Annotated in this window: 17 protein-coding genes; 5 read left to right on the top strand and 12 right to left on the bottom strand. The window is 72.2% G+C overall.

Translation table 11 applies throughout. The features are described 5' to 3' along the window. Window positions 1–141: 141 nt before the first annotated feature. The 11 genes from CLT71_RS01995 to CLT71_RS01945 all read right to left on the bottom strand — a co-directional run bounded on the left by CLT71_RS01995 (window position 142) and on the right by CLT71_RS01945 (window position 14,189). A complete protein-coding gene (locus CLT71_RS01995) occupies window positions 142–2,514 on the bottom strand; it encodes a DUF6351 family protein (RefSeq protein WP_101365576.1) in 2,373 nt (790 codons plus the stop codon). 212 nt (window positions 2,515–2,726) lie between these two features. Next, a complete protein-coding gene (locus CLT71_RS01990; RefSeq protein ID WP_101365575.1) occupies window positions 2,727–3,338 on the bottom strand; it encodes a DsbA family oxidoreductase in 612 nt (203 codons plus the stop codon). Between the two features lie 94 nt (window positions 3,339–3,432). Next, the gene (locus CLT71_RS01985) at window positions 3,433–3,801 is read right to left on the bottom strand and encodes an antibiotic biosynthesis monooxygenase (protein ID WP_199187842.1); all 369 of its coding nucleotides are present in this window, start codon (window positions 3,799–3,801) and stop codon (window positions 3,433–3,435) included. 189 nt (window positions 3,802–3,990) lie between these two features. Beyond that, on the bottom strand, window positions 3,991–4,488 hold the full coding sequence (locus CLT71_RS01980; protein WP_101365574.1) for a GNAT family N-acetyltransferase: 498 nt from the start codon (window positions 4,486–4,488) through the stop codon (window positions 3,991–3,993). A gap of 272 nt (window positions 4,489–4,760) precedes the next feature. After that, entirely contained in the window at window positions 4,761–7,655 is a 2,895-nt protein-coding gene (locus CLT71_RS01975) for a DUF5682 family protein (RefSeq protein ID WP_101365573.1), read from the bottom strand. Continuing rightward, window positions 7,652–8,764: an ATP-binding protein gene (locus tag CLT71_RS01970; RefSeq protein WP_101365572.1), complete on the bottom strand. Its 1,113-nt coding sequence runs from the start codon at window positions 8,762–8,764 to the stop codon at window positions 7,652–7,654. Before CLT71_RS01970 ends, CLT71_RS01975 begins: the two co-directional genes overlap by 4 nt. A gap of 12 nt (window positions 8,765–8,776) precedes the next feature. Then, a complete protein-coding gene (locus CLT71_RS01965; protein ID WP_486482989.1) occupies window positions 8,777–10,192 on the bottom strand; it encodes a vWA domain-containing protein in 1,416 nt (471 codons plus the stop codon). Continuing rightward, a complete protein-coding gene (locus tag CLT71_RS01960) occupies window positions 10,189–11,604 on the bottom strand; it encodes a hypothetical protein (RefSeq protein ID WP_101365571.1) in 1,416 nt (471 codons plus the stop codon). The genes CLT71_RS01965 and CLT71_RS01960 overlap by 4 nt, the downstream gene beginning before the upstream one ends. Beyond that, complete coding sequence (locus tag CLT71_RS01955; protein WP_101365570.1) at window positions 11,604–12,107, bottom strand: hypothetical protein; 504 nt, start codon at window positions 12,105–12,107, stop codon at window positions 11,604–11,606. Before CLT71_RS01955 ends, CLT71_RS01960 begins: the two co-directional genes overlap by 1 nt. A gap of 193 nt (window positions 12,108–12,300) precedes the next feature. Then, window positions 12,301–13,140 carry an ABC transporter permease gene (locus tag CLT71_RS01950; RefSeq protein ID WP_101365569.1) on the bottom strand — a complete coding sequence of 280 codons (840 nt, stop codon included), beginning with the start codon at window positions 13,138–13,140 and terminating at the stop codon, window positions 12,301–12,303. Further along, the gene (locus tag CLT71_RS01945) at window positions 13,137–14,189 is read right to left on the bottom strand and encodes an ATP-binding cassette domain-containing protein (RefSeq protein ID WP_486482988.1); all 1,053 of its coding nucleotides are present in this window, start codon (window positions 14,187–14,189) and stop codon (window positions 13,137–13,139) included. Before CLT71_RS01945 ends, CLT71_RS01950 begins: the two co-directional genes overlap by 4 nt. 63 nt (window positions 14,190–14,252) lie before the next feature. Here CLT71_RS01945 and CLT71_RS01940 point away from each other — a divergent pair, with 63 nt between their 5' ends. The 4 genes from CLT71_RS01940 to CLT71_RS01925 all read left to right on the top strand — a co-directional run bounded on the left by CLT71_RS01940 (window position 14,253) and on the right by CLT71_RS01925 (window position 18,680). Next, entirely contained in the window at window positions 14,253–15,248 is a 996-nt protein-coding gene (locus tag CLT71_RS01940; protein ID WP_101365567.1) for a helix-turn-helix transcriptional regulator, read from the top strand. Between the two features lie 69 nt (window positions 15,249–15,317). Then, window positions 15,318–15,821 carry a (2Fe-2S)-binding protein gene (locus CLT71_RS01935; protein WP_101371059.1) on the top strand — a complete coding sequence of 168 codons (504 nt, stop codon included), beginning with the start codon at window positions 15,318–15,320 and terminating at the stop codon, window positions 15,819–15,821. Then, the gene (locus tag CLT71_RS01930; RefSeq protein ID WP_486482987.1) at window positions 15,818–18,115 is read left to right on the top strand and encodes a xanthine dehydrogenase family protein molybdopterin-binding subunit; all 2,298 of its coding nucleotides are present in this window, start codon (window positions 15,818–15,820) and stop codon (window positions 18,113–18,115) included. Before CLT71_RS01935 ends, CLT71_RS01930 begins: the two co-directional genes overlap by 4 nt. Before the next feature lie 124 nt (window positions 18,116–18,239). Beyond that, complete coding sequence (locus tag CLT71_RS01925; protein WP_101365566.1) at window positions 18,240–18,680, top strand: hypothetical protein; 441 nt, start codon at window positions 18,240–18,242, stop codon at window positions 18,678–18,680. A gap of 67 nt (window positions 18,681–18,747) precedes the next feature. Here CLT71_RS01925 and CLT71_RS01920 read toward each other — a convergent pair whose 3' ends face one another. Then, a complete protein-coding gene (locus CLT71_RS01920) occupies window positions 18,748–19,689 on the bottom strand; it encodes an AraC family transcriptional regulator (RefSeq protein ID WP_101365565.1) in 942 nt (313 codons plus the stop codon). Window positions 19,690–19,770: 81 nt separating this feature from the next. Here CLT71_RS01920 and CLT71_RS01915 point away from each other — a divergent pair, with 81 nt between their 5' ends. Next, window positions 19,771–20,613 carry a Rossmann-fold NAD(P)-binding domain-containing protein gene (locus tag CLT71_RS01915; protein WP_101365564.1) on the top strand — a complete coding sequence of 281 codons (843 nt, stop codon included), beginning with the start codon at window positions 19,771–19,773 and terminating at the stop codon, window positions 20,611–20,613. Window position 20,614 lies beyond the last annotated feature (1 nt).

Here is a 20,614-nt window from a genome sequence, read left to right as displayed (position 1 = left end):
CAGGCTGCCGCGCACTCTGATATGTGACGGGATTTCCAGGAGGAAAATGCCTGTCACCGATCTCCGGAGCGATTCGTCGAGGCGAGGCGTCGGCACGCCCGGCAGTCTGTCGCAGGCGCCTGCCGATGGCCGGCGCCTGCGTCAGCGATAGTCGCAGACCCCCGTCGGGAAGATCTGCTCAAGGCGCCGTCGCTCGACCTCGGTCGGGCGCCACGATCCGTAGAGTCCCCGGGCGATCGCCACCCTGACCGGCTGCCGGTCGCAGGCGTAGACACCGCCCTCGATCGGGCCGCCCGCGACGGTCCGGGACGTGCCGTAGAGCGGGAAGTACCGGGTACAGGCACCGTCGGGCCGGCTGTCGAGGATGCCGTCCCAGACGTGGTCACCGCGGGCGATCTCCGTACCGTCGGTGCGGAAGCAGCGGTCCACGGCCAACGCCGGCTTGTTGCCCTGCACGCCCCGCCACGGCCGGTCGCGCAGGTTGGCCATCCAGTCGTCGATCACCGCCAGCGCCTGCGGGGTCTGGTCGAACGCCTCGGCCGGCCGGGCGTCGGTGAACCAGATGACCTGGTTGCCGGCGTTCCGGTCATGGTCGCGCATCCGCTGCCGGGACGCGAAGGACTGGTGCGAGTTGTGCATGTCCAGCTGATCTTCGAGGTAGTGCCGCCAGTCGATGATCGGGATGTCGATGTCACCGGTGAAGACGATCCCCGACTCGTACGCGGCCCGGATCGCCCGCCGATCACCCGTGGTACGCGGTGCCGGTGTCCCGCCGCCGTCCGGCGACAGTCGCATGTTCCGGGACGACCAGGGGTCGAACTGGGCCGGGTCGGCACAGGCCGCCTGGGTGAACGGGCAGCCCTCCTGCACCATCTCCGGCTGCGGCTTCCACGAGCCGACCCGGGCGTTCAGGTCGAGGAACTCGGCAGGGGTGATCCGGCCCGAGGTCAGCGCCGAGAGGCCGTACTGGACGCCGACGTTGTCCCAGGTGGACCTGGCGTACCCGTCCGGGCCGGTGCCGTAGATGTTGACCAGGTCGCCCCAGTGCGACCACTGCACGGTCTCGGTCACCCCGGGCGGGTCCATCCGGGCCCAGAGCGGGTCACCGGGGAACCAGCGTGGGTTCAGCGCCAGCGGGGTCAGTCCGCGCCAGCCCTCGATGCACTCGGTGGAGCCGGGCGCACCGCCGAGGTACGGGTTCGGCACCGTCGCGCTGGCGTTCATGCCGATCAGCCAGGTCCGGTTCTCCCAGTCCCGCCACTTCGGGTTCGCCCGGTCGGTGACGTCCATGTAGTACTCGAGCAGTTCGCAGTCGCCGACGTGGATCGTCTGGGTGGCCATGTCCGGGTACGAGTACTGCGGAATCGCCGCGTCGATCACCCGGTTGCCGTGGTTCTGGCCGTAGATGTACTGCTGGATGCCACCGCCGGAGCCACCGACCCCGACCGTGTAGAGCGGGACGCCGTACTCCTCGACGAAGTGTTCCTTGAGCATCAGCGCGGTCTCGCCGCCGAGTACCAGGTTGTAGTGGGTCGCGGTGCGGGTGCCGGTGGAGTAGAGGACGGCGTAGCCGAGCGAGAGCCCCTCGTGGTAGAGGTGCCCGCCGGGGAGCCTGCCCTGGTCGTGGCCGATCGCCACCCCGCCGTCGAAGCGGTAGACGACCCGCCGGTTCCAGTTCCCCTCCAGCACCGTGATCGAGTAGACGAACCGGTTGATGGTGCCGCGTTCCCGGCGTACGACGTAGTCGACGGTCCGGCCGTCCAGGGTACGGGTGGTGGTCAGGTCGGCCGGGCGGGTGCCGTCCGGCGGCATCGGCTTGAAGGTGCCGTCGGTCGCCCGGTAGAGCCGGTCCGTCACGGTCGGCGCGGCACAGTCCCGGCTCCAGCCGACGATCGCGCCGTCCGGACCGGTCACCCGCATGCCCTGCCCGTCCTGGTTGTCCACCAGCGGCGCGCCGAGCCCGTTCTGTTCGGTGCGGCAGAGGAACGGATACTGCTGCGGCCCGGAGAAGACCGGACCGGAGATCGGGTGGTTGCGAAGGGTCAGGCTCGCGGTACGGGCCGACCGGGCGCTCGCCTGGAGCAGGTTCGCGCCGTCCCGAAGCCCGTCGACGACGCCGCGCAGTGACCGGCCGTCGACCCGGAACGCGCGGGTGACGTCTGTGCCGTTGCGGGTGACCCGGACCGAGCGCGGGTCGATCCGGCCGTCCACGGCGATCCGGACCAGCGCGTCACCACCGGTGACCTGGTCGGCGCGGCTGGAGAGGACCTCGATGTCGAGCCGCTGCCCGGCACCGCCGGCCCCGGCGGTGGCCGGGGTCGCCAGGCCGGCACCGAGTACGACGGCCAGGGTGCTGCCGAGCCCGGCGGTGACGATCCGGCGGGTGCCAGAGCTGGCCGACGCCCCACCGGTGCCGAGGCGCGCGGCGGATCGGCGCCGCAGCCTGAACCGGCCGGTCTGGACGGTGCCGTGCGCGGCACGCCTACCGTGAGCGAGGAACCTGAGTACAGACATCGGTCTTCCTCTCCTCCCCCGGAGGTGGAGCACCGACCATGTCATGAGGATCGTTCGCTTGTCGAGATCGGATCGTGGTGTGACCGCCGCGAGCCCGGCATCGGACGGGGCCGGTGAGCGCCGGTGCGGTGACGAACCTACGCCCTCCGATCAACGCTCGCCGGGCCGAGGTCCGTGCTACCTCACCTTCACTCGCCGGGCCGGGTCCGCTGCTACCCCACCGTCAGGAGCCGACGAAGCTCGGTGGGAGGTTGGATGGCCGGGACGGGGCGCCCGCCGTCGATCACCAACGAGGGGACGCCGGTGACGCCGTGTCGCACCGCGCGGCGCCGGTCGGCGCGGACGTCCGCGGCGTAGTCGTCCCCGGTCAGCACAGCGCGGATGTCGGCGTCAGCGAGCCCTGCCTCACCGCCGAGGCGTTGCAGGACCTGCGGGTCGGCGACGTTGAGTCCGTCGGTGTGATAGGCGCGCAACAGCTGCTCCATCATCTGGTCCGCCCGGCCTCGGTCAGCGGCGAGGTGGCACAGTCGGTGCGCGTCGAAGGTGTTGACCGGCCGGGCCCGACGCAGGTCGATGGTCAGGCCCTCGGCAGCGCCCAGAGCCTCGATCGTGGCTATCCGGGCCGGCGCCTGATCCCCCCACCAACCAGCCATCGCCGCCGCGGCGGTAAGGCCGGGGGTCCGGCTCTCCTCGGGTGCCAGTTCGAAGCTGCGCCAGACGACCTGCACGCTGTCCCGATCGACGTGCTCCAGCGCGGCGGTCAGGCGTCTCTTGCCGATGTAGCACCACGGGCACAACACATCGGCATAGACCTCTACTATCATCAATATCCTTCGTGAAACGGCTGGCGCGCCCCGGCGTCCGCCCCCGGCCCGTACCACCCGGCCGAGACGCCCACCGGGGCGTGGTCAGGGTCGGTCAGGCGTCGAGACGCTGCGGTCCGGGGCCGACCTCGCGGACGACGGTGTAGGTGGTCACCTCACTCATCCGCGCCTCGGCCCTGCCGGGCAGGCCCTCCAGGGCCTCTCGGATGGCGGCCATCCGGCCCTCGGTGTCCGAGGTCTCCACGAAGTGGCGATAGTCCGCCTCGCTGGCCCACCGCACGATGTTGTACACCCGCGCGCCGTCGGTGCTCACGTGAAACCGGGCTGACTGGTAGCCGGGATAGAAACGCACCCAGCGCTCCTGAATCTCCGCGAAGGCCGCTACCAACTCCTGTTGGGTACCGAGGCCGTCGACCGTGTAGTCGATGATCGAATAGAAGCTGGTATCCGTGCTCACGTGCATGCTCCTCGCCTTGCGGGACACTCCCTCGCCATCCTGCGACCTCAACCACGGACGAGGTAAAGGTGCGAACCTCGCCGATTTCTGACTGCCACGGTGATCCGAGAACCCGCAACCACGTCACTGCACCTCGACACCGCAGAGCATGACGGCCCACGAGTTCCCTGCGGCGGCTCGGCGTTGGTCGGCGGCTCAGCCGCGGTCGCCCTCCTCTGTCCTGAAGGTGCGAAAGCCTCGGCGGTGATAGTTGGGCAGGGCGTGCGGGTGGTCCACCGACGAGGTGTGCAGCCAGATCCGTTCCACAGTGGAGGCAAGTGCCCAGCCCCGTTGGATCGCGAGCGTCAACGCGTACCCGCCCAGGCCCCGGCCGACGAACCTCGGTACCAGCCCGAAGGTCTCGATCTCCACCTCGTCCCCGGGATGGAGATCGTAGGCGACCAGGCCGGCGGGCTCACCGGCGAAGGAGAGCAGCCAGAACACCCGTTCCGGGTACCGGGCGAACCAGGCCGTCCAGTCGTCCCGGGTTCGGCGCGCGCACGGCCAGCCGTACGGGGCACCGATCTCGACCTGCAACTCGACGACCAGCGGCGAATCCCGGTGCAGTGGCTCCAGCGCCAGGCCAGGCACCGGATCGGCGGGGACGAACTGGGCCGGAGACGTCAACTCCAGATAGGTCACGATCTCCCTCACCCGCCGAAGACTACGTCCGCCCTGCCCCGCCACGGACGCCACCTCCAGCAGCGGGCTACCGCGCCGGTCCCGGCCGCGGCCGGCCCGACGCTCATCCCCGGCCCGACGCTCATCCCCGGGCCAACGCGCGTCCCGGGGCCAACGCGCGTCCCCGGGCCGGCACTCGTCCCGGGCCGGCACTCGTCCCCGGTACGGCGGTCGTCCCCGGGCCGACGGCCGTCGCCGCTATGGCGGTGCGCGCCGCAGCCCCGGCGCGGTGAGCCGGTCGCGGTTCACCGGCAGCCGGCCGTCTCGGCGAGCAACTCGACGACGGCGGACGCGGTCGCCGGATAGGCGCTCAGCAGTGAGGCGGACCCGCTCGACGCTGACCCACCCCCGGGCGGCCCGGCCGGCTGCCAGCCGGCATCGCAGCCGAGCAGTCCGGCGACGGCGTCGCAGGTGGCCGGTTGCGCCCGCAGCAACCCGACCACGGGTCCGGACGACGGCATCGGGCCACCAGCCACGACGTCCGGCGCGGGCGCGTCGGGCGACCACGGCGGCACCCAGGCGTCGAGGGTGGCGAGACCGGCCGGGAAGGTCCGGCCCGCCTCCCGGACCAGCATCGGGACGAGTTCGCCGGCCTGCTGCCGCAGCGTCGTGATCAGCTTGGGCAGCCAGGGCAGCAGCACCGGATCGGGCAGCCGGGCGAACGCCTCGGAGATCACCTCCACGACGAACGCGGCCAGCGACGGCACCGGCTCCAGCGCCTGCACGAACCCGCTGAGATAGTGCGGGAACGCCGGCACGACGAGCGGGTTCGTCAGCAGTTCGACGCAGCGGGACCGGAGCTGTGCCACCGACAGCAACCCCAACTGGGACTGTGCGGCCCAGAGCAGTGCCACCTTCGCCGGGGCCTCCGGGTGCGACTGGCGCACCGCCAACTCCAGTTGGGCACGGTCACAGCCGAGGGAGAGCGCCAGGCTCTCCATGGAGAAGAGGAAGCCGAGCATCGCCCCGACCTGGCGTACCCCGGTCTCGTCGTCGGTGAACGCGGTCGGCAGCAGGGTGCAGTAGTGCGCGTACCCGGTCGTCACGAAACTCTCGCACCAGGCCGGCAGCTCCGGCTCGGTGTTGCGGTAGTGCGCCAGCAGCCGACGGATCCGGCGCAGCACCTCGGGTGCCTCGTCGACGGTGCGCTCGGCGGAGAGCAGCTCGACGGCCCGGCTGCCGAGTTCGTCGGCGAATCGCCGGCTGGGCAGGAACAGGATCGCGTCCTCCACCGCAGCCAGCGCGGCCGAGGCGGTGGCGTCAGGGGCCCAGACCACGCGACGCAGCCGCTTCTCCAACACCTGCTCGACGGTGATCCCCTCGTAGCCCAGCTCGATCACCGCGCGCTGGTGCCGGCCCAGCCCCAGATCCCAGCTCTCCTGGATGGACCGTTCACCGAGCCGCCGCTCCCCCATGATCGGCCGGACGACGCCGTCGGGCAGCAGGCGGTGCAGCACCCAGAGCAGGTCCGAGCAGGGCGCCAGCTCCGCACGGGTGGTCAGGTCGAGCAGGGCACGCTGGATCGTACGGGTCTCCAGGGCGAGCCCCAGCGGCGCGAGCCGGTCGAAGACGTCCCGGGCCAGCGGCGGCAGGGCGTCGTAGCCGACCTGGCCGATCCGGTCACCGCCGAGCAGGATGTCGCAGAGCCGGCGTACGTCCCGCCGGCCGGGGACGACGTCCTTCTCGATACAGGTGACCGCCGCGTCCGCGAAGTCGTAGGGCGTCGGCCGGGCCCGGTTGCGAATCCCGGCCAGCAGGATCGAGGTCTCGAAGACCGCTATCGCGTCGGCGGTACTCGCCAGATAGCCGTTGCGCCGGGCCAGTCGCACGATGTCGACGCACCAGCCGAGCAGCTCCGCCTCGTCGACGTCGTCCAGCACCGGCGGCCGGGAGAGGAAGCCGGAGAGCCGGTCGGTCACCGGTGCCGGTGCCGCCGCTGCCGGAACCTGCTTCTTCGCCCTGCCTCGCTTGCGGCCCGCCTGCTGCCCGGTCAGCTGGTACGGCGTGACGCCGCCCCGGCCGACCGCCTTCGCCCAGCCGGCCTGGGCGATCGACACCGACCCGGGAGCGAGGTCGAACTGCCGCTCGATCGCCGAGTGGCTGGACGGGATGAGCCCGTACAGCCAACGGGTGCCGGTGCGCGGGCTGATCTCCCAGTCGGGTGTGCCGGGTGCGGTGCCGAACTCCTCGACCGGGCTGGCCGCGTGGAAGGCACCGCAGACGTAGAGGCAGCGGGACCGGTCGACGCCGGTGGCGGCCATGTGCTGGCGCATCCGGGTCCACATGTAGCGCTCACGGTCGCAGTCCCGGTCGTCGTCCCCGGTGCCGGCGGGTGGGCGCAGTCGCCGGAACAGGCTGCCGATCAGCACCATCACCTGCCGGTACGTGTCGTAGTCGGCGTCGGCGAGCGGCTGCTCGACGTACTGGTCCCACCATTCCGACCAGTGCCGCACCCGCCCGTGGTGCAGCAGGTGGGAGCGGAGTTCGGCGAACCGGGGACGCAGGTCGCCGATGCCGATCCCGACCGCCTCCCCGTGCAGCGCCGCCTCCTCCGCCGGCTGCCCGCCGGAGTCGTCCGGGGCGTCCTCCTCCTCGCCGGACTCCGGCACGGTGGCAGCGGCCGGTTCCGCCGACTCCGTCGACGTCCACTGGAAGACGTGGTCCGCCGACCGGTCCACCAGGACCAGTTCGACGCCCGGGGTGTCCAGCGCGTACGCGATGGCCTGGTATTCCGCCGACGCCTCGCTGATCGGGGCGACGATGTTGAGCGGTGCCCAGGCCGGCGGGAACCCGTCGAGGTCGGAGGCGAACGCCTGCAACGCCACCGGCAGCCGGCAGTTGCGCAGCTCCTCCAGCAGCGGTCGCAGGTCCTCGCAGAGTTCCAGGTAGATGACGCTGGGCTGCTTCTCCCGCAGCCGGCGGGCCATCGCCAGCGCCGAGGCGGGCGAGTGGTGGCAGACCGGGAAGATCTCCAGCTCCTCCCCCAGTGCCCGGTCGACGTCGTCGACGATCCCGGTGAGGATCTCGGCCACCGCGTCCGGACCACCGGCGAAGGTGGTCGCCGCCGCCTCCAGTTGGGCGCGCAGCGGGGCGAAGGTGCCCGCCGACCGGTCCGGCGGGACGGATACGCCGCCGCTCACGACAACGTCGCGATCGCCTCGCGACCGCCTTCGAGGAACTCCGGCCAGGACCCGCCGTCGGACTTGCTGCGCGGCTCGACCACGCCGTGCCAGTACTTGTTCAGGATCGCCAGGTCCTCCGGGGCACGCCGGGCCAGCGAACCGACGAGCGAGCCGGCGAGCGTGGCGGCCCGCAGGGTCCGGTCGCCGAAGAAGTGGCTGTGCAGGATCGCGTCCTCCAGCACACCGATCTGTTCGGCGGTGGAGAGCGCCGACTCCAGCTTCTCGTCGTCGCTGCCGGCCGCGGCCGCCGCCGCGCGCAGGTCGGCGAAGCTCTGCAACAGGATGTCCAGCAGCGTCGGCGGCACGTCCAGCTCGATTCGGTGCCGGCGCAGCAGTTCGGTGGTACGGAACCGCACGATCTCCGCCTCGCTGCGCTTGTTCGTCACCACCGGGATGCGGACGAAGTTGAACCGGCGCTTCAGTGCCGAGGAGAGGTCGTTAACCCCCCGGTCCCGGCTGTTGGCGGTGGCGATGATCGAGAAGCCCGGTTGGGCGAAGACGATGTTGTCGTCGTCCAGCTCCGGAATGGAGACGTACTTCTCGGAGAGGATGGAGATCAGCGCGTCCTGCACGTCGCTTGTCGACCGGGTCAGCTCCTCGAAGCGCCCGATCACCCCCTGCTCCATCGCCGTCATGATCGGCGACGGGATCATCGAGTCCCGGGACTGGCCCCGGGCGATCACCATCGAGACGTTCCACGAGTATTTGATGTGGTCCTCGGTGGTGCCGGCGGTGCCCTGCACCACCAGGGTGGAGTTGCGGCAGATCGCGGCGGCGAGCAGCTCGGCGAGCCAGCTCTTGCCGGTGCCGGGGTCACCGATCAGCAGCAGGCCCCGGTCCGACGCCAGGGTCACGATGCTGCGCTCGACGAAACTCCGGTCGCCGAACCACTTCTGCGAGATCTCCCGGTCGAGGCCGTCGGCGCGCTCGGAGCCGAGCACGAAGAGCCGGACCATCCGCGGGCTGAGCCGCCAGGAGAACGGCTTGGGGCCGTCGTCTACCGACTCCAGCCAGTCGAGTTCCTCGGCGTACTTCACCTCGGCGGGGGCACGCAACATGTCGGTCATTCGGTGGGTCTCCTAGCTGAGGAAGTTCTTGAGTTCGAAGACGAGCTTGCGGATGTGTCCGGAGAGGACCGGCGCACCGAGATCCTTGAAGCGCTGGCGGAACCACGGGTTCACGCTCTGCTGGCCGCCGCTGTTCACCGAGCCGACCGGGATCACACGTACTCCGCTGCGGTGGGCCGTCGCCAGCCCGTCGAAGACGCCCTGCGGATTCGCCTCGTAGTAGTCCGAGATCCAGACCAGTACGGTGTTGCGCGGCTCGGCGATCTTCGGGCGTACCAGGGTGAGCGCGGAGGTGCCGTCCGTCCCGCCGCCCAGCTTGGTGCGCAGCAGCACCTCGAAGGGGTCGTGCACCCACGGCGTCAGGTCCAGCGCCCGGGTGTCGTACGCCACCAGGTGCACGTCGACCCGGGGCAGCCCGGCGAAGATCGAGGCCAGGATGGTGCAGTTCACCATCGCGTCGACCATCGATCCGGACTGGTCGACCACCACGATCAACCGGGCCGGGGTGGTGCGCCGGGCGGTCTGCCGGTAGTAGAGCCGGTCGACGTAGAGCCGCTGGTCCTCCGGGTTCCAGTTGGTGAGGTTCTTCCAGATGGTGCGTTCCAGGTCGAGGTTGCGGAACACCCGCTTCGGCGGCACCGAACGGTCGATGGCACCGACGCTTGTCTGCTGCACCTGGGTACGCAGCACCTCGGCGACCTCGTCGACGAAGCGCCGGATCAGTGCCTTGGCGTTCGCCAGCGCCACGCCCGACAGGTTGTGCTTGTCCCGGAGCAGTTGCTCGATCAGGGACATGCTCGGGGTCAGTTTGCTGGCCAGTGCGCTGTTGCCGAGCACCTCGCGCAGTTGCATCCGGCGCACCAGGTCGCCCTCGATCCCGGCGAGCACGCCGGCCAGCTCACCGTTGCCGGGCTGGTTCCCGACGCCGGGCCCGCCGGTGGCGCCGGGCCGGCCGCTGCGCAACTGCCCCGGTTCCAACCCGAGTGCCTGCTCGAACCAGCCGGCGTCGGCCTGCCAGCGGGCCAGCTGGTTGGCGGTGACGTTGCCGGAGCCGGTCGCGAAGACGTTGAGCAGCAGTTTCGACACCAGGGCGGCCCGGCGTACCTCGGCCCGGCCGACCTGCTCGTCCGGCCCGCCGGGCGACGCCGCAGCGCCGCTGGGCTCCTCCTCGGCGGGCGGCGGGGTCATCAGGTCCCGCAGGTCGGCGGCGAGCTCCGGGAAGCGCTGCACGATGGTGTCGACCGAGACCGTCGGGTCCAGCAACGCCGCCGGCAGGTCGAGGTCGTCGACGATCGCCACGCTCGCCGACTCCAGCGCCGGCTGCTCGTCGGCGTCGAAGAGCCGGGCCAGCAGGCGCCAGTAGAGCACCTGCCGCCGGTTCTCGTGCATTCGGGTACGGTCACTCGACTCCGCGCTCTGCTCGCTCATCGCCGCAGCAACCGTCCCGCCCGCTCGCGGAGTACGGCCACCGCGTCTCCGGACTTCGCCTCCGCCTTGACCACCTTGGGATCGGTGGGGCCGAGCGCCCAGTCGCCGGTGTGTGCCTCCGCCGTCACGCGTTTCGAGGTGTGCCGCACGGCGAGCGGTTGCAGCAGCCAGCGGCCGGCGTCCCAGCGGAGCAGGCCGAGACAGGCCGACGACCTGGCGACCAGCTCCGGGGTCAGCGGCGCGCAGCTCGGCAGCCGGGACACGTCGACCGGCAGGGCCTGCCCGTCGAGTTGCAGGGTGATGCCGCCCCGGTCGTCGGCGGTGGCGGAGTAGCCCTCCAGCAGGACGGGCTCGGCGATGCGTACCGGATGGCGGTCGAGTGGCGGGACCGCCGCGGCGACCGCCTCGGTCAGCCGGAGCCGGGCGGTGGCGAACGGATCGGCCGGCTCGGCCGGCCGGGCCCGGTCGTCGTGCCAGAGCAGGTCGCCACCAGGCAGCAGCGGCAGATCGGTGATCTCCACGGCGTGCCGCTGGGCGAGCGCGCCGAGCAGCACGGGGTGGCTGCCGAGCAGTCGCCAGACCGCCGGACCGACGATGGTCTCCACCTTCGCGGCCGAGACGCTCGCCCGGACCAGCCGGGCCGGCGCGGCACCGGCCGGTTCGAGTACGGCGTGCACCTGCACCTGGATCGCGGTGCCGTGCTCGTGCACGTCTGCACCGAGTGGCAGCAGTCGCCCGGAGACCGGGGTGGCGGCGGCCGGCCCGTCCGGCAGGCCACCGGGCTGGGCCAGCAGCATGGCCCGGGTCCACAGGTCGGCCCAGCGCCGGGCCGGCAGCTGGTCCATTGTCGACACCGGACAACAGCCGCGCAGCTCCGCCGCCAGCCCGTCGAGGAGTACCGCCAGGCGGCGCAGTGCCGGCACGGCAAGCGCCGCGTCGATGGTCGGTGCCGAGGCGGCGACGAGATCGTGGTCAACGCCGCGCCAGCCGGCGATGGCCAGCTCGCGCAGCCACGACCGGCACCCGGCCAGCACGTTCTCCGGCACGGCCCCGGCTGCCACCGCCGGCGCGGGTGCCACCCAGTCGGCGCGGGAGCGGCCGACCGCGGTGTCCAGCCCGGCGAGCAACGCGTCGTGCACCGCACCGAGCAGCGCGGCCCGGCCGCCGGCCAGCGCGGTCAGGTGCTCGTCGGCGAGCGAACCCGCGACCACCTTCTCCACGGCCTCCCGGACCCGCTCACCCAGTGGCGTCACCGCGAGGGCGTCGGCCAGCTCGGCAAGCGCCGCCCGGGGCCGCTCACCCAGCCGGGCGAACCCGTGGCTGAAACCGTCGTCGAAGCCGCCGACCAGGTCGAGCGCCTCCTCGATGCCGGGCTCGACGGTGGCGAGCCCGGCCAGTTGGGTGGGGAGCATCAGGCGGCCGTCCCCGTCGCCGGAAACCAGTGCAGTTCGGGCAGCGGCTCGGTGCTGCCCGGCAGCTCCAGATAGGCCAGGTGCCGGAGGAACCGGCTGAAGACCACTGCCGCCGGAGTCGGCTCGTGCGCGCCGTTCAGCCGGGCCGCCAGGTCTGCGCCGGAGGACGCGCCGTCGGCCACGTCGATCCGCAGGTAACTGGCGACCCGCTCCACGCCGTACTGCACGGTGGCCTCGTCGAGCAGCGCGTACAGGTGCTTGCAGGGCGCACCACGCAACCCGCCGCACGGGCGGTTGTTGTTGGTGCTGCAGTTGAAGCCGTGGCTGCCGGCGGCGATCGACGAGACGTAGACCCGCTCGATGTCCGAACCACTCGACACGACACCCTGCAACCGGCCGTCCGCCAACTCGACGAAGGGGACCTTCGCCAGCTTGCGGGGCCGCACCGCCGGCAGCACCCGGGCGACGCTGTGCCGCTCCCATCCGACCTCGATCGTTCCCAAGACCCGCGCCCCTCTCGTTCGTTGCCCCGAGAAGATAGACCGGCGCGGCGACATTTTCCGCCGCCCGATCAACTTCCGGGACGGCGGCGCGGGGACCTCCGGGCGGGCGGCGGCGGTACGACCGTCCACAGTGGTGACGGCGCCGGGGCGGGGCGGCGTGACAGGCGTACCCGCCCCGGCCCGGGCACCGTGCTCAGTCGGCGCTGCGGGCCATCGCCCGTACCCCGACGGTCAGGCCGACCGTCGCGGTGACCAGCGCCGCGACCCAACCCCAGAGCACGGTCGAGGAGCCGATGTCACCGGCGAAGAGCGCGCGCTCGGCGTCGACGAGATAGGCCAACGGGTTGAAGTGCGCGGCGACCCGCATCCACGCCGGGCCGGTCTCCAGCGGCAACAGGATCCCGGAGAGCAGCATCAGCGGGAAGATCAGGGTCTGCTGTACGGCCCAGAACATCCAGTCCTGCTTGCGTACGGCGATCGCCAGCGAGTAACTCAGCGCGCCCAGCCCGACGCCGAAGACCGCGAGCAGCGCCAACCCGACCAGCGCGCCGACCGGATAGAGCCGGAAGCCGAACGGGATCATCACCGCGACGATGATCGCCGCCTGCCCGGCCAGTGGCACCATTTCCTTCAGAGCGCGGCCGATCAGCAGCGACGGGCGGGACAACGGGGTGACCAGCATCCGCTCGTGCGCACCGGTCTGGAACTCGAAGAGCAGGTTCGCCCCGGTGGTGGAGGTGCCGAACAGGGCGGTCATCACCAGGATGGCCGGTACGAACCACTGCCAGACACCATCGGTGCCGAGCGTCGTACCGGCCTGGGCGCCGAGCGAGCCGACCAGCAGCGGCCCGAACAGGGCGAGGAAGAACAGCGGCTGCACCATGCCGAAGATGAGCGAGAACGGATCGTGCCGCAGCGGACGAAGTTCCCGGGCCAGCACGATGCCGGTGTCCCGGAGCAGGCTGACCGGCCCGCTCCGGCGCCCGGCCGGGACCGGGGTCGGCGAGGAGACGGTGGCACCGATGGTGGTCATGAAAGGTCCTTCCGAGTCTGCGAATCCTGCGGGCTCTGCTGCGCGGTCGAGCTGTCCTGTCCGGCCTCGCGCAGGCTGCGGCCGGTGAGGGTCAGGAAGACGTCGTCGAGGGTGGGCTGGTACGCCTGGGCGGTGCCGACCGGTACCCCTGCGGTGACCGCGGCCCGGAGCAGTTCCGGCAGCGCCGCCGGTCCGTCGGCGACGTGTGCCTCGACCCGGGAGCCGGCGCAGACCACGTCCCGGGCGCCGGGCAGCCGGTCGACGAGCCGGGCCAGCGGGCGGGCGTCGGAGTCACCGGCGACGGTGACCACGATCCGGTCCCCGGCCAGCTTCGCCTTCAGCGCCGCCGCCGAATCGTCGGCGATGATCTCACCGTTGTCGACGATCACCACCCGCTCGGCCATCGAGTCCGCCTCGTCGAGGTAGTGCGTGGTGAGCAGCACCGTCATCGCCGCCTCGGCGCGCATCCGCAGGATGTGCTCCCAGAGGTTCGCCCGGTTCTGCGGGTCCAGCCCGGTGGAGGGCTCGTCGAGGAAGAGCAGGGACGGCGCGTGCACCAGCCCCATCGCCACGTCCAGCCGGCGCCGCTGCCCGCCGGAGAGCGCCGAGACCTTCCGGTCGGCGAGATCGACGAGGTCGAGGTTGTCCAGCAGCTCGTCGGCCCGCCGCCGGGCGGCACGCCGGTCCATGCCGTAGATCACGCCCTGGGTACGCAACTCGTCGCGGACCCGCTGGCTGTGCCCGGCTCCGTTGCCCTGTCCGACGTACCCGATGTGCTGGCGGACCCTGCCCGGTTCGCGTACCACGTCGTGGCCGGCGACGGTGGCGGTGCCCGAGGTCGGTGCGATGAGCGTGGTGAGCATCCGCATCGTGGTCGTCTTGCCGGCGCCGTTGGGGCCGAGCAGCGCGACCAGTTCACCTGGTTCGATCCGCAGGTTGACGCCCCGGACGGCGTGCACGGTCTTCGTGCTGCTCACGACGAAGTGCCGGGTGAGCGCGCGAGCGTCGATCATCGGCTGCTCCCCCGGTCGGAGGATCGTATCTGTCATGCCCGGAACGCTAGGCGCGATAGCGGCCACTTTCTGACCTCAATCTCGGGCAGACTCGTCGGCATGGCGAACACCAGCTCCCGAACCCTCCGCCTGCTCTCCCTGTTGCAGACCCACCGCTACTGGGGCGGCACCGAACTCGCCGACCGGCTCGGCGTCTCCGCCCGTACCCTGCGCCGCGACGTCGACCGGCTGCGCGAACTCGGCTATCCGGTCGAGGCACACCGTGGCGTGGACGGCGGCTACCAGCTCGCCCCGGGCGCCGCCCTGCCGCCCCTGGTGGTCGACGACGAGGAGGCGGTCGCGCTCGCGGTCGGGTTGCAGGCCGCCGCGCACGGTGCGGTCGCCGGCATCCAGGAGTCGTCGATCAGGGCGTTCACCAAGGTCGTACAGGTGATGCCGGCCCGGTTGCGGCGCCGGGTCGACGCACTGCGCGCGATGACCGTACCGGCGTTCTGGGGTGACGGCGGGCCGACGGTCGAGGCGGCGGTCCTCACCACCGTCGCCCAGGCGTGCCGGGACACCGAGCGGCTGCACTTCGGCTACACCGCCCGGACCGGGCAGCGGACCGAACGGCACGTCGAGCCGTACCGGCTGGTCTCGCTCGGCCGGCGCTGGTATCTGGTCGGCTACGACCTGACCCGGCACGACTGGCGCAGCTTCCGGCTCGACCGGTTGCACGACCCGCGCGGCACCGGAGCCCGGTTCCACCCCCGGCAGCTTCCGGCCGAGGACGCCGCCAGCTTCGTCCGGGCCGGCATCGAGAACCTGCCCGCGCCGTACCGGGTCGAGGTGGTCATCGAGGCACCGCTTGCCGTCGTGCAGGAGCGGCTGTCCCGCTGGGCCACCATCGAGTACGTCGACGAGCGGCGCTGCCGGATGCTGATGACCACCGACACCCTGGACTGGCCAGTGATGGCGCTCGGCTCGCTCGGCGCGGAGTTCGAGGTGCTCTCCCCGCCCGAGCTGACCGAGCAGCTCAGCGAGTGGAGCGAGCGGTTCCGGCGCGCGACCGTGACCGGCCCGGCGGCCGGCGGGTTGACGTCCGCCCCGACGTAGGCGAGGCTGCTGCGACCGATTGTGGATCATCGTCCCGGGGCGGTGCGGGACAGCCGGGAAGCCTGGGACATGGAACAGACATTCGAGTTGACGATCAACGGCGAGCGGCGGAGGGTCGACGCCGACGCCGACAGCTCCCTGCTGCACGTACTGCGCGAACTGCTCGACCTCAAGGGTTCCCGGTTCGGCTGTGGCGAGGGCCACTGCGGTGCCTGCTTCGTACTGTTGGACGGCCGACCCGCGCCCTCCTGCGACACCCCGCTCTGGTCGGTCGCCGGCAGGATGGTCACCACGGTCGAAGGGCTGGCCGACGGCGACGTACCGCACCCGGTCCAGCGGGCGTTCCTCGACGAGCAGGCCGCACAGTGCGGCTACTGCCTCTCGGGGATCCTGGTCAGCGCGGCGGCACTGCTCGCCCGCGAGCCGAGGCCGGACGAGTCGACGGTGGCCGCCGCGCTCGACCGGCACCTGTGCCGCTGCGGCGCCCAGCGGCGGATGATCCGGGCCGTGGTCCGGGCCGCACGGTCCGAGGTGGACGGCGCGGGGGTGCCGGGAGCGGGGGCCGAGCGGTGAGCGCCGACACGCCGGAGCGCGGCCCCGACCTGCCACCGCTGCCCCGATGGGTGCTGGCCAATCCACGGCTCGCCCGCTGGGTCACCGTGCACCGGGACGGCACCGTCACGGTCCGGGTCGGCAAGGTCGAACTCGGGCAGGGCATCCTCACCGCGCTGGCCCAGATCGCCGCCGACGAACTCGACGTCGACCTCGGCGCCGTCCGGATGGCGGCGGCAAGCACCGCCGAGGGGCCCGACGAGGGACTCACCGCCGGCAGCCTCTCCGTCGCCGACTCCGGCGCCGCGGTCCGTCAGGTCTGTGCCGAGGTACGGGCACTCTTCGTCGCCGAGGCGGTGCTGAGCCTGCCCCTCGATCCGGAGACCGTCACGGTCCACAATGGTGTGATCAGCGACGCGGCCGGTGTGCGACGCACCTGCTACGGCGAGCTGGCCGAGCGGGTCGACCTGGACCGCGAGGCGACCGGAGCGGTCCGCCCGAAGCCGGCGCGGCAGGCCCGCTGGGTCGGCACCAGCGTGCCCCGGCTGGACCTGCCCGACAAGCTCGCCGGCCGGCCGCGCTTCATCCAGGACCTGGCACTGCCCGGTCAGCTCTCCGGCCGGGTGGTCCGGCCGCCGTCACCGGCGGCGACCCTGCTCGACGTCGACACCGCCGCCGCTCGGACGCTGCCCGGGGTGCAGGCGGTGATCCGGGACGGCGACTTCCTCGGTGTGGTCGCCGAGGGCGAGGAGAACGCCGAGCGCGCCGCCTCGGCACTCGCCGCCGGAGCGCGCTGGCACGAGGAGCCGACCCTGCCGGACGAGGACGACATCTCCAACCTCCTCCGGGAGGGCCCGGCCGAGTCGATCCCGGTACCCGAGCCCGGCGCCGCTGCCCGGCCGGCCGCACCGGCCGAGAGTGCCGGTGTGACCGTCGAGCCGGCCGGTGCGGCGACCGAGCCTGCCATCGTCGCGACCGAGCCTGCCGACCCGGTCGGGCGTGCCGGCACAGCCGCCGAGCCTGCCGGTGCGACCGTCGAGCGTGCCGGTGCGGCCGTCGTCCGGCGGCTGCGGGCGAGTTACAGCCGACCGTTCCTGGCCCACGCGTCGATGGCGCCGAGCTGCGGTGCCGCCCGCTGGGCCGAGGACGGCACGACGGTCTCGGTCTGGAGCCACAGCCAGGGCATCCACGCGTTGGGTCGGGCGATCGGCGCGGCCCTCGGACTCGATGCCGACCGGGTCGACGTGCGGCACGTCGAGAGCGCGGGCAGCTACGGGCACAACGGTGCGGACGACGCCGCCTTCGACGCCGTACTGCTGGCCCGGGCGGTTCCCGGCCGACCCGTACACGTGCGGTGGAGCCGCCGCGACGAGCTGACCTGGGCACCGTTCGGCTCGGCGATGGTGGCCGAGGTCGAGGCCGGCGTCGGCGCCGACGGTACGGTGCTGACCTGGTCGTACGACGTGTGGAGCCAGGGGCACACGGCCCGACCCGGTTACGCCGGCAGCCCCGGCCTGCTCGCCGACACACACCGGGACCGGTCCCGCCCGACGCCATCCGCGGTCGACCCGCCGGCCTGGGGGGGTGGCGGGACCACCCGCAACGCCTGGCCGATCTACACCTTCCCGGAGCGCCGAGTCCACGGCCACCGGGCGCTGCGGACCGTGCTGCGCTCCTCGTCGCTGCGCTCACTCGGCGCGTTCACGAACGTCTTCGCGATCGAGTCCTTCATGGACGAGCTGGCGCTGGCCGCCGGAACGGACCCGGTGGCGTACCGGCTGGCGCAGCTCGCCGACCCCCGGGCCCGGGAGGTGGTCTCGACCGCTGCCGAACTCGGCGGGTGGCGGCGACGCGGTACCGAGGAGAGCGTCGGCCACGGCATCGGCTTCGCCCGCTACAAGGACCGGGGTGCGTACTGCGCGGTACTGGCGGTGGTGGAGGCCCGGCACGAGGTACGGGTACGCCGGCTGACTCTCGTCGTCGACGTGGGGCGGGTGGTCAACCCGGACGGGGTCCGCAACCAGGTCGAGGGCGGCGCCGTGCAGGCGACCAGTTGGACGCTCAGGGAACGGGTCCGGTTCGACCGCTGGCGGGTCACCAGTGCCGACTGGGAGAGCTATCCGATCCTGCGGTTCGGCGAGGTGCCGCAGGTCGACGTACACCTGATGGATCGCCCGACGGAGCCGTCGGTCGGCGCCGGCGAGGCGGCCCAGGGCCCGACGGCGGCGGCCATCGCCAACGCCGTCGCGGACGCGCTCTCGGTCCGGGTACGCGACCTGCCGATCACCGCCGACCGCATCGTCGCGGCGCTCTAGCCCCGGCAGCGGGCCGCCGGCCGTTCCGCGGTCGCGGCACTGCCTGGACAAACGATTGCCCATCCGGTCGGCTTCGCACCTCGTGTGCGACTGCCACGGCTGGCGGATCGATAACCTTCGCGCCATGCGAGGCTCGCGGGAAGACGACGGTTCGGCCGAACTCGACGACGTCGAGCGTCGGCTACGTGCGATCCGGGACAACCCGGAGAAGTCCACGACGCTCCGGGAACTGGCCCGGTACCAGCTCGAGCGGATCGCCGCACTGCGGGCCGCGCGCACCGGAATCGGCACCGGTGCCCCTGCGGTGACGGTGGACCGGCTCGGCCCGTTCCGGTTCTCGGCGATCCCCGCGTCCGGCCTCGTCAGCATCGAGGTCGACCGTGCGGAGCAGCTCTCCCCGCTGGTGGTGGTCGTCTCGGCGGACGAGATCCGCCGGTTGACGCCGCTGTTCCAGCATCTGCGGGACCGGGCCGCGCGCGGCGAGCCGACCCGGATCGACGTCCGGGAGGCGTTCCTCCAACTCCTCGGTCACGATCCGTTCGAGGACCAGCTCGACGAGCGCTGACCGCCGGCCGGCACCGGCGTACCGGCCCGGTGTGGTGGTACCGGCCAGCCGGGTCGCCACCCGTCCGCTACCCGGCCGAGGCGCCGACCCGGTACTGGTGCGGGCTGACGCCCCGTTCCCGCTTGAAGGCCGTGCTCAGTGCGAACGGGCTGCCGTAGCCGACCCGTCGGGCCACCGAGGCGACGGTGCTGTCCGGCTCCCGCAGCAGGTCGGCGGCGAGCGCCAGCCGCCAGCCGGTCAGGTACGCCATCGGCGGTTCGCCGACCAACTCGGTGAACCTGCGGGACAGCCCGGCCCGGGAGACTCCGGTCTCGGCGGCCAGTGACGCCACCGTCCATGGATGCGCCGGGTTGTGGTGCAGCGACCGCAACGCCCGCCCCACCACCGGATCGGCGTACGCCCGGTACCAGCCCGGCGCCTGCGCCTCGGTCCGGGCGAACCAGGTCCGCAGGGCCGTGACCAGCAGCAGGTCGAGGAGCCGGTCCAGGATCGCCTCCTGGCCGGGTTCCTCCTTGACGATCTCGTCGCCGATCAGCCGTACGAGCGGGCCCAGTCGCCCCTGCTCGGGCAGTACCAGCAGCGGCGGCAGCGCGGCGAGGAGTCGACGCCCGACCTCACCGTCCAACTGGTAGGTGCCGGTGAGCAGCACCGTCGAACCGTCCGGATGGTTGCCCCAGGTCCGGACCCCCAGGTCCATCGCCTGGCCCAGGCTCTCCCCCTGCGCGGTCGTGCAGCGCTGGCCGGGGTGGATGATCACCTGCGGCGCGGTCGCCGGATCGTCGGCGACGGTGTACGGATCCGGGCCGCGCAGCACCGCCACGTCCCCCGGCTCCAGGGACCGGGCGGCGCCGTTGTCGGGCAGCACCACCGCACTGCCCCGGACCATCACCGCCACGGTCAGCGGTGCCTGGTCCTGAATCCGCAGCGACCAGGGTGGTTCGAGCACCGACCGGAGCAGGAAGGCGCCCCGGGCCCGTGGCCCGTCGAGGAGTCCAGTCAGCGCGTCCACTCCGCCAGGTTAGACGCTGACGCATGGAATTGCGATTCTCAGCTATGGGAAGTCGCAGCCAGCCCGAGTTGACTGATCGGCATGACGAAGAACGAATCCACAGGCACACCCCTGACCCTGGTCCTCGGCGGTACCGGCAAGACCGGCCGGCGCGTCGCGCAGCGGCTCACCGCGCGGGGCGTACCGATCCGGATCGGGTCCCGCTCCGGCCAGCCGCCGTTCGACTGGTGGGACCGGACCACCTGGGCGGACGCGATCCAGGGGGTCTCCGCCGCCTACCTCTCCTTCTATCCGGACCTCGCGGTGCCGGGCGCTGCCGAGACCGTCGAGTCCTTCAGCGAACTCGCCGTACGCGGCGGCGTACGCCGACTGATCCTGCTCTCCGGACGGGGCGAGGAGGAGGCGCAGCGAGCCGAGCGGATCGTCCAGGACTCGGGTGCGGAGTGGACGATCCTGCGGGCGAGCTGGTTCAACCAGAACTTCAGCGAGGGCGAGATGCTGGCGCCGCTGCGCGACGGCGAACTCGTGCTGCCGGTCGGTGAGGTCGGAGAGCCCTTCGTCGACGCCGACGACATCGCCGAGGTGGCCGAGGCGGCGCTGACCGGGGACGGTCACGTGGGCCAGCTCTACGAGCTGACCGGGCCCCGACTGTTGACCTTCGCCGAGGCCGTCGCCGAGATCGCCGAGGCGACCGGCCGGGAGATCCGGTTCCGGACGATCCCGGTCGAGGAGTACGCCGCGATGCTGGCGGAGCAGAAGCTGCCGTCGGACGTGGCCGCGCTGTTGACGTACCTCTTCGTGGAGGTGCTGGACGGGCGCAACGCCGCGCTCGCCGACGGGGTGCAGCGGGCACTCGGCCGCGAGCCTCGGAATTTCCGCGACTTTGCCCGGCGTGCCGCCGAGACCGGGGTCTGGTCCGGGTGAG

The sequence above is a fragment of the Plantactinospora sp. CNZ320 genome, assembly GCF_002846275.1.
Note: the sequence above shows the minus strand (reverse complement) of the source record. Positions and strands in the feature narration are given on the sequence as shown.

What these genes read in the sequence shown, in the direction of transcription:
- CLT71_RS01915 (WP_101365564.1), top strand. Translation starts at nt 19,771, where the DNA reads ATGACGAAGAACGAATCCACAGGCACACCCCTGACCCTGGTCCTCGGC.
- CLT71_RS01965 (WP_486482989.1), bottom strand. Translation starts at nt 10,192, where the DNA reads ATGAGCGAGCAGAGCGCGGAGTCGAGTGACCGTACCCGAATGCACGAG.
- CLT71_RS01985 (WP_199187842.1), bottom strand. Translation starts at nt 3,801, where the DNA reads ATGCACGTGAGCACGGATACCAGCTTCTATTCGATCATCGACTACACG.
- CLT71_RS01960 (WP_101365571.1), bottom strand. Translation starts at nt 11,604, where the DNA reads ATGCTCCCCACCCAACTGGCCGGGCTCGCCACCGTCGAGCCCGGCATC.
- CLT71_RS01940 (WP_101365567.1), top strand. Translation starts at nt 14,253, where the DNA reads ATGGCGAACACCAGCTCCCGAACCCTCCGCCTGCTCTCCCTGTTGCAG.
- CLT71_RS01970 (WP_101365572.1), bottom strand. Translation starts at nt 8,764, where the DNA reads ATGACCGACATGTTGCGTGCCCCCGCCGAGGTGAAGTACGCCGAGGAA.
- CLT71_RS01925 (WP_101365566.1), top strand. Translation starts at nt 18,240, where the DNA reads ATGCGAGGCTCGCGGGAAGACGACGGTTCGGCCGAACTCGACGACGTC.
- CLT71_RS01995 (WP_101365576.1), bottom strand. Translation starts at nt 2,514, where the DNA reads ATGTCTGTACTCAGGTTCCTCGCTCACGGTAGGCGTGCCGCGCACGGC.
- CLT71_RS01950 (WP_101365569.1), bottom strand. Translation starts at nt 13,140, where the DNA reads ATGACCACCATCGGTGCCACCGTCTCCTCGCCGACCCCGGTCCCGGCC.
- CLT71_RS01945 (WP_486482988.1), bottom strand. Translation starts at nt 14,189, where the DNA reads ATGACAGATACGATCCTCCGACCGGGGGAGCAGCCGATGATCGACGCT.
- CLT71_RS01935 (WP_101371059.1), top strand. Translation starts at nt 15,318, where the DNA reads ATGGAACAGACATTCGAGTTGACGATCAACGGCGAGCGGCGGAGGGTC.
- CLT71_RS01990 (WP_101365575.1), bottom strand. Translation starts at nt 3,338, where the DNA reads ATGATAGTAGAGGTCTATGCCGATGTGTTGTGCCCGTGGTGCTACATC.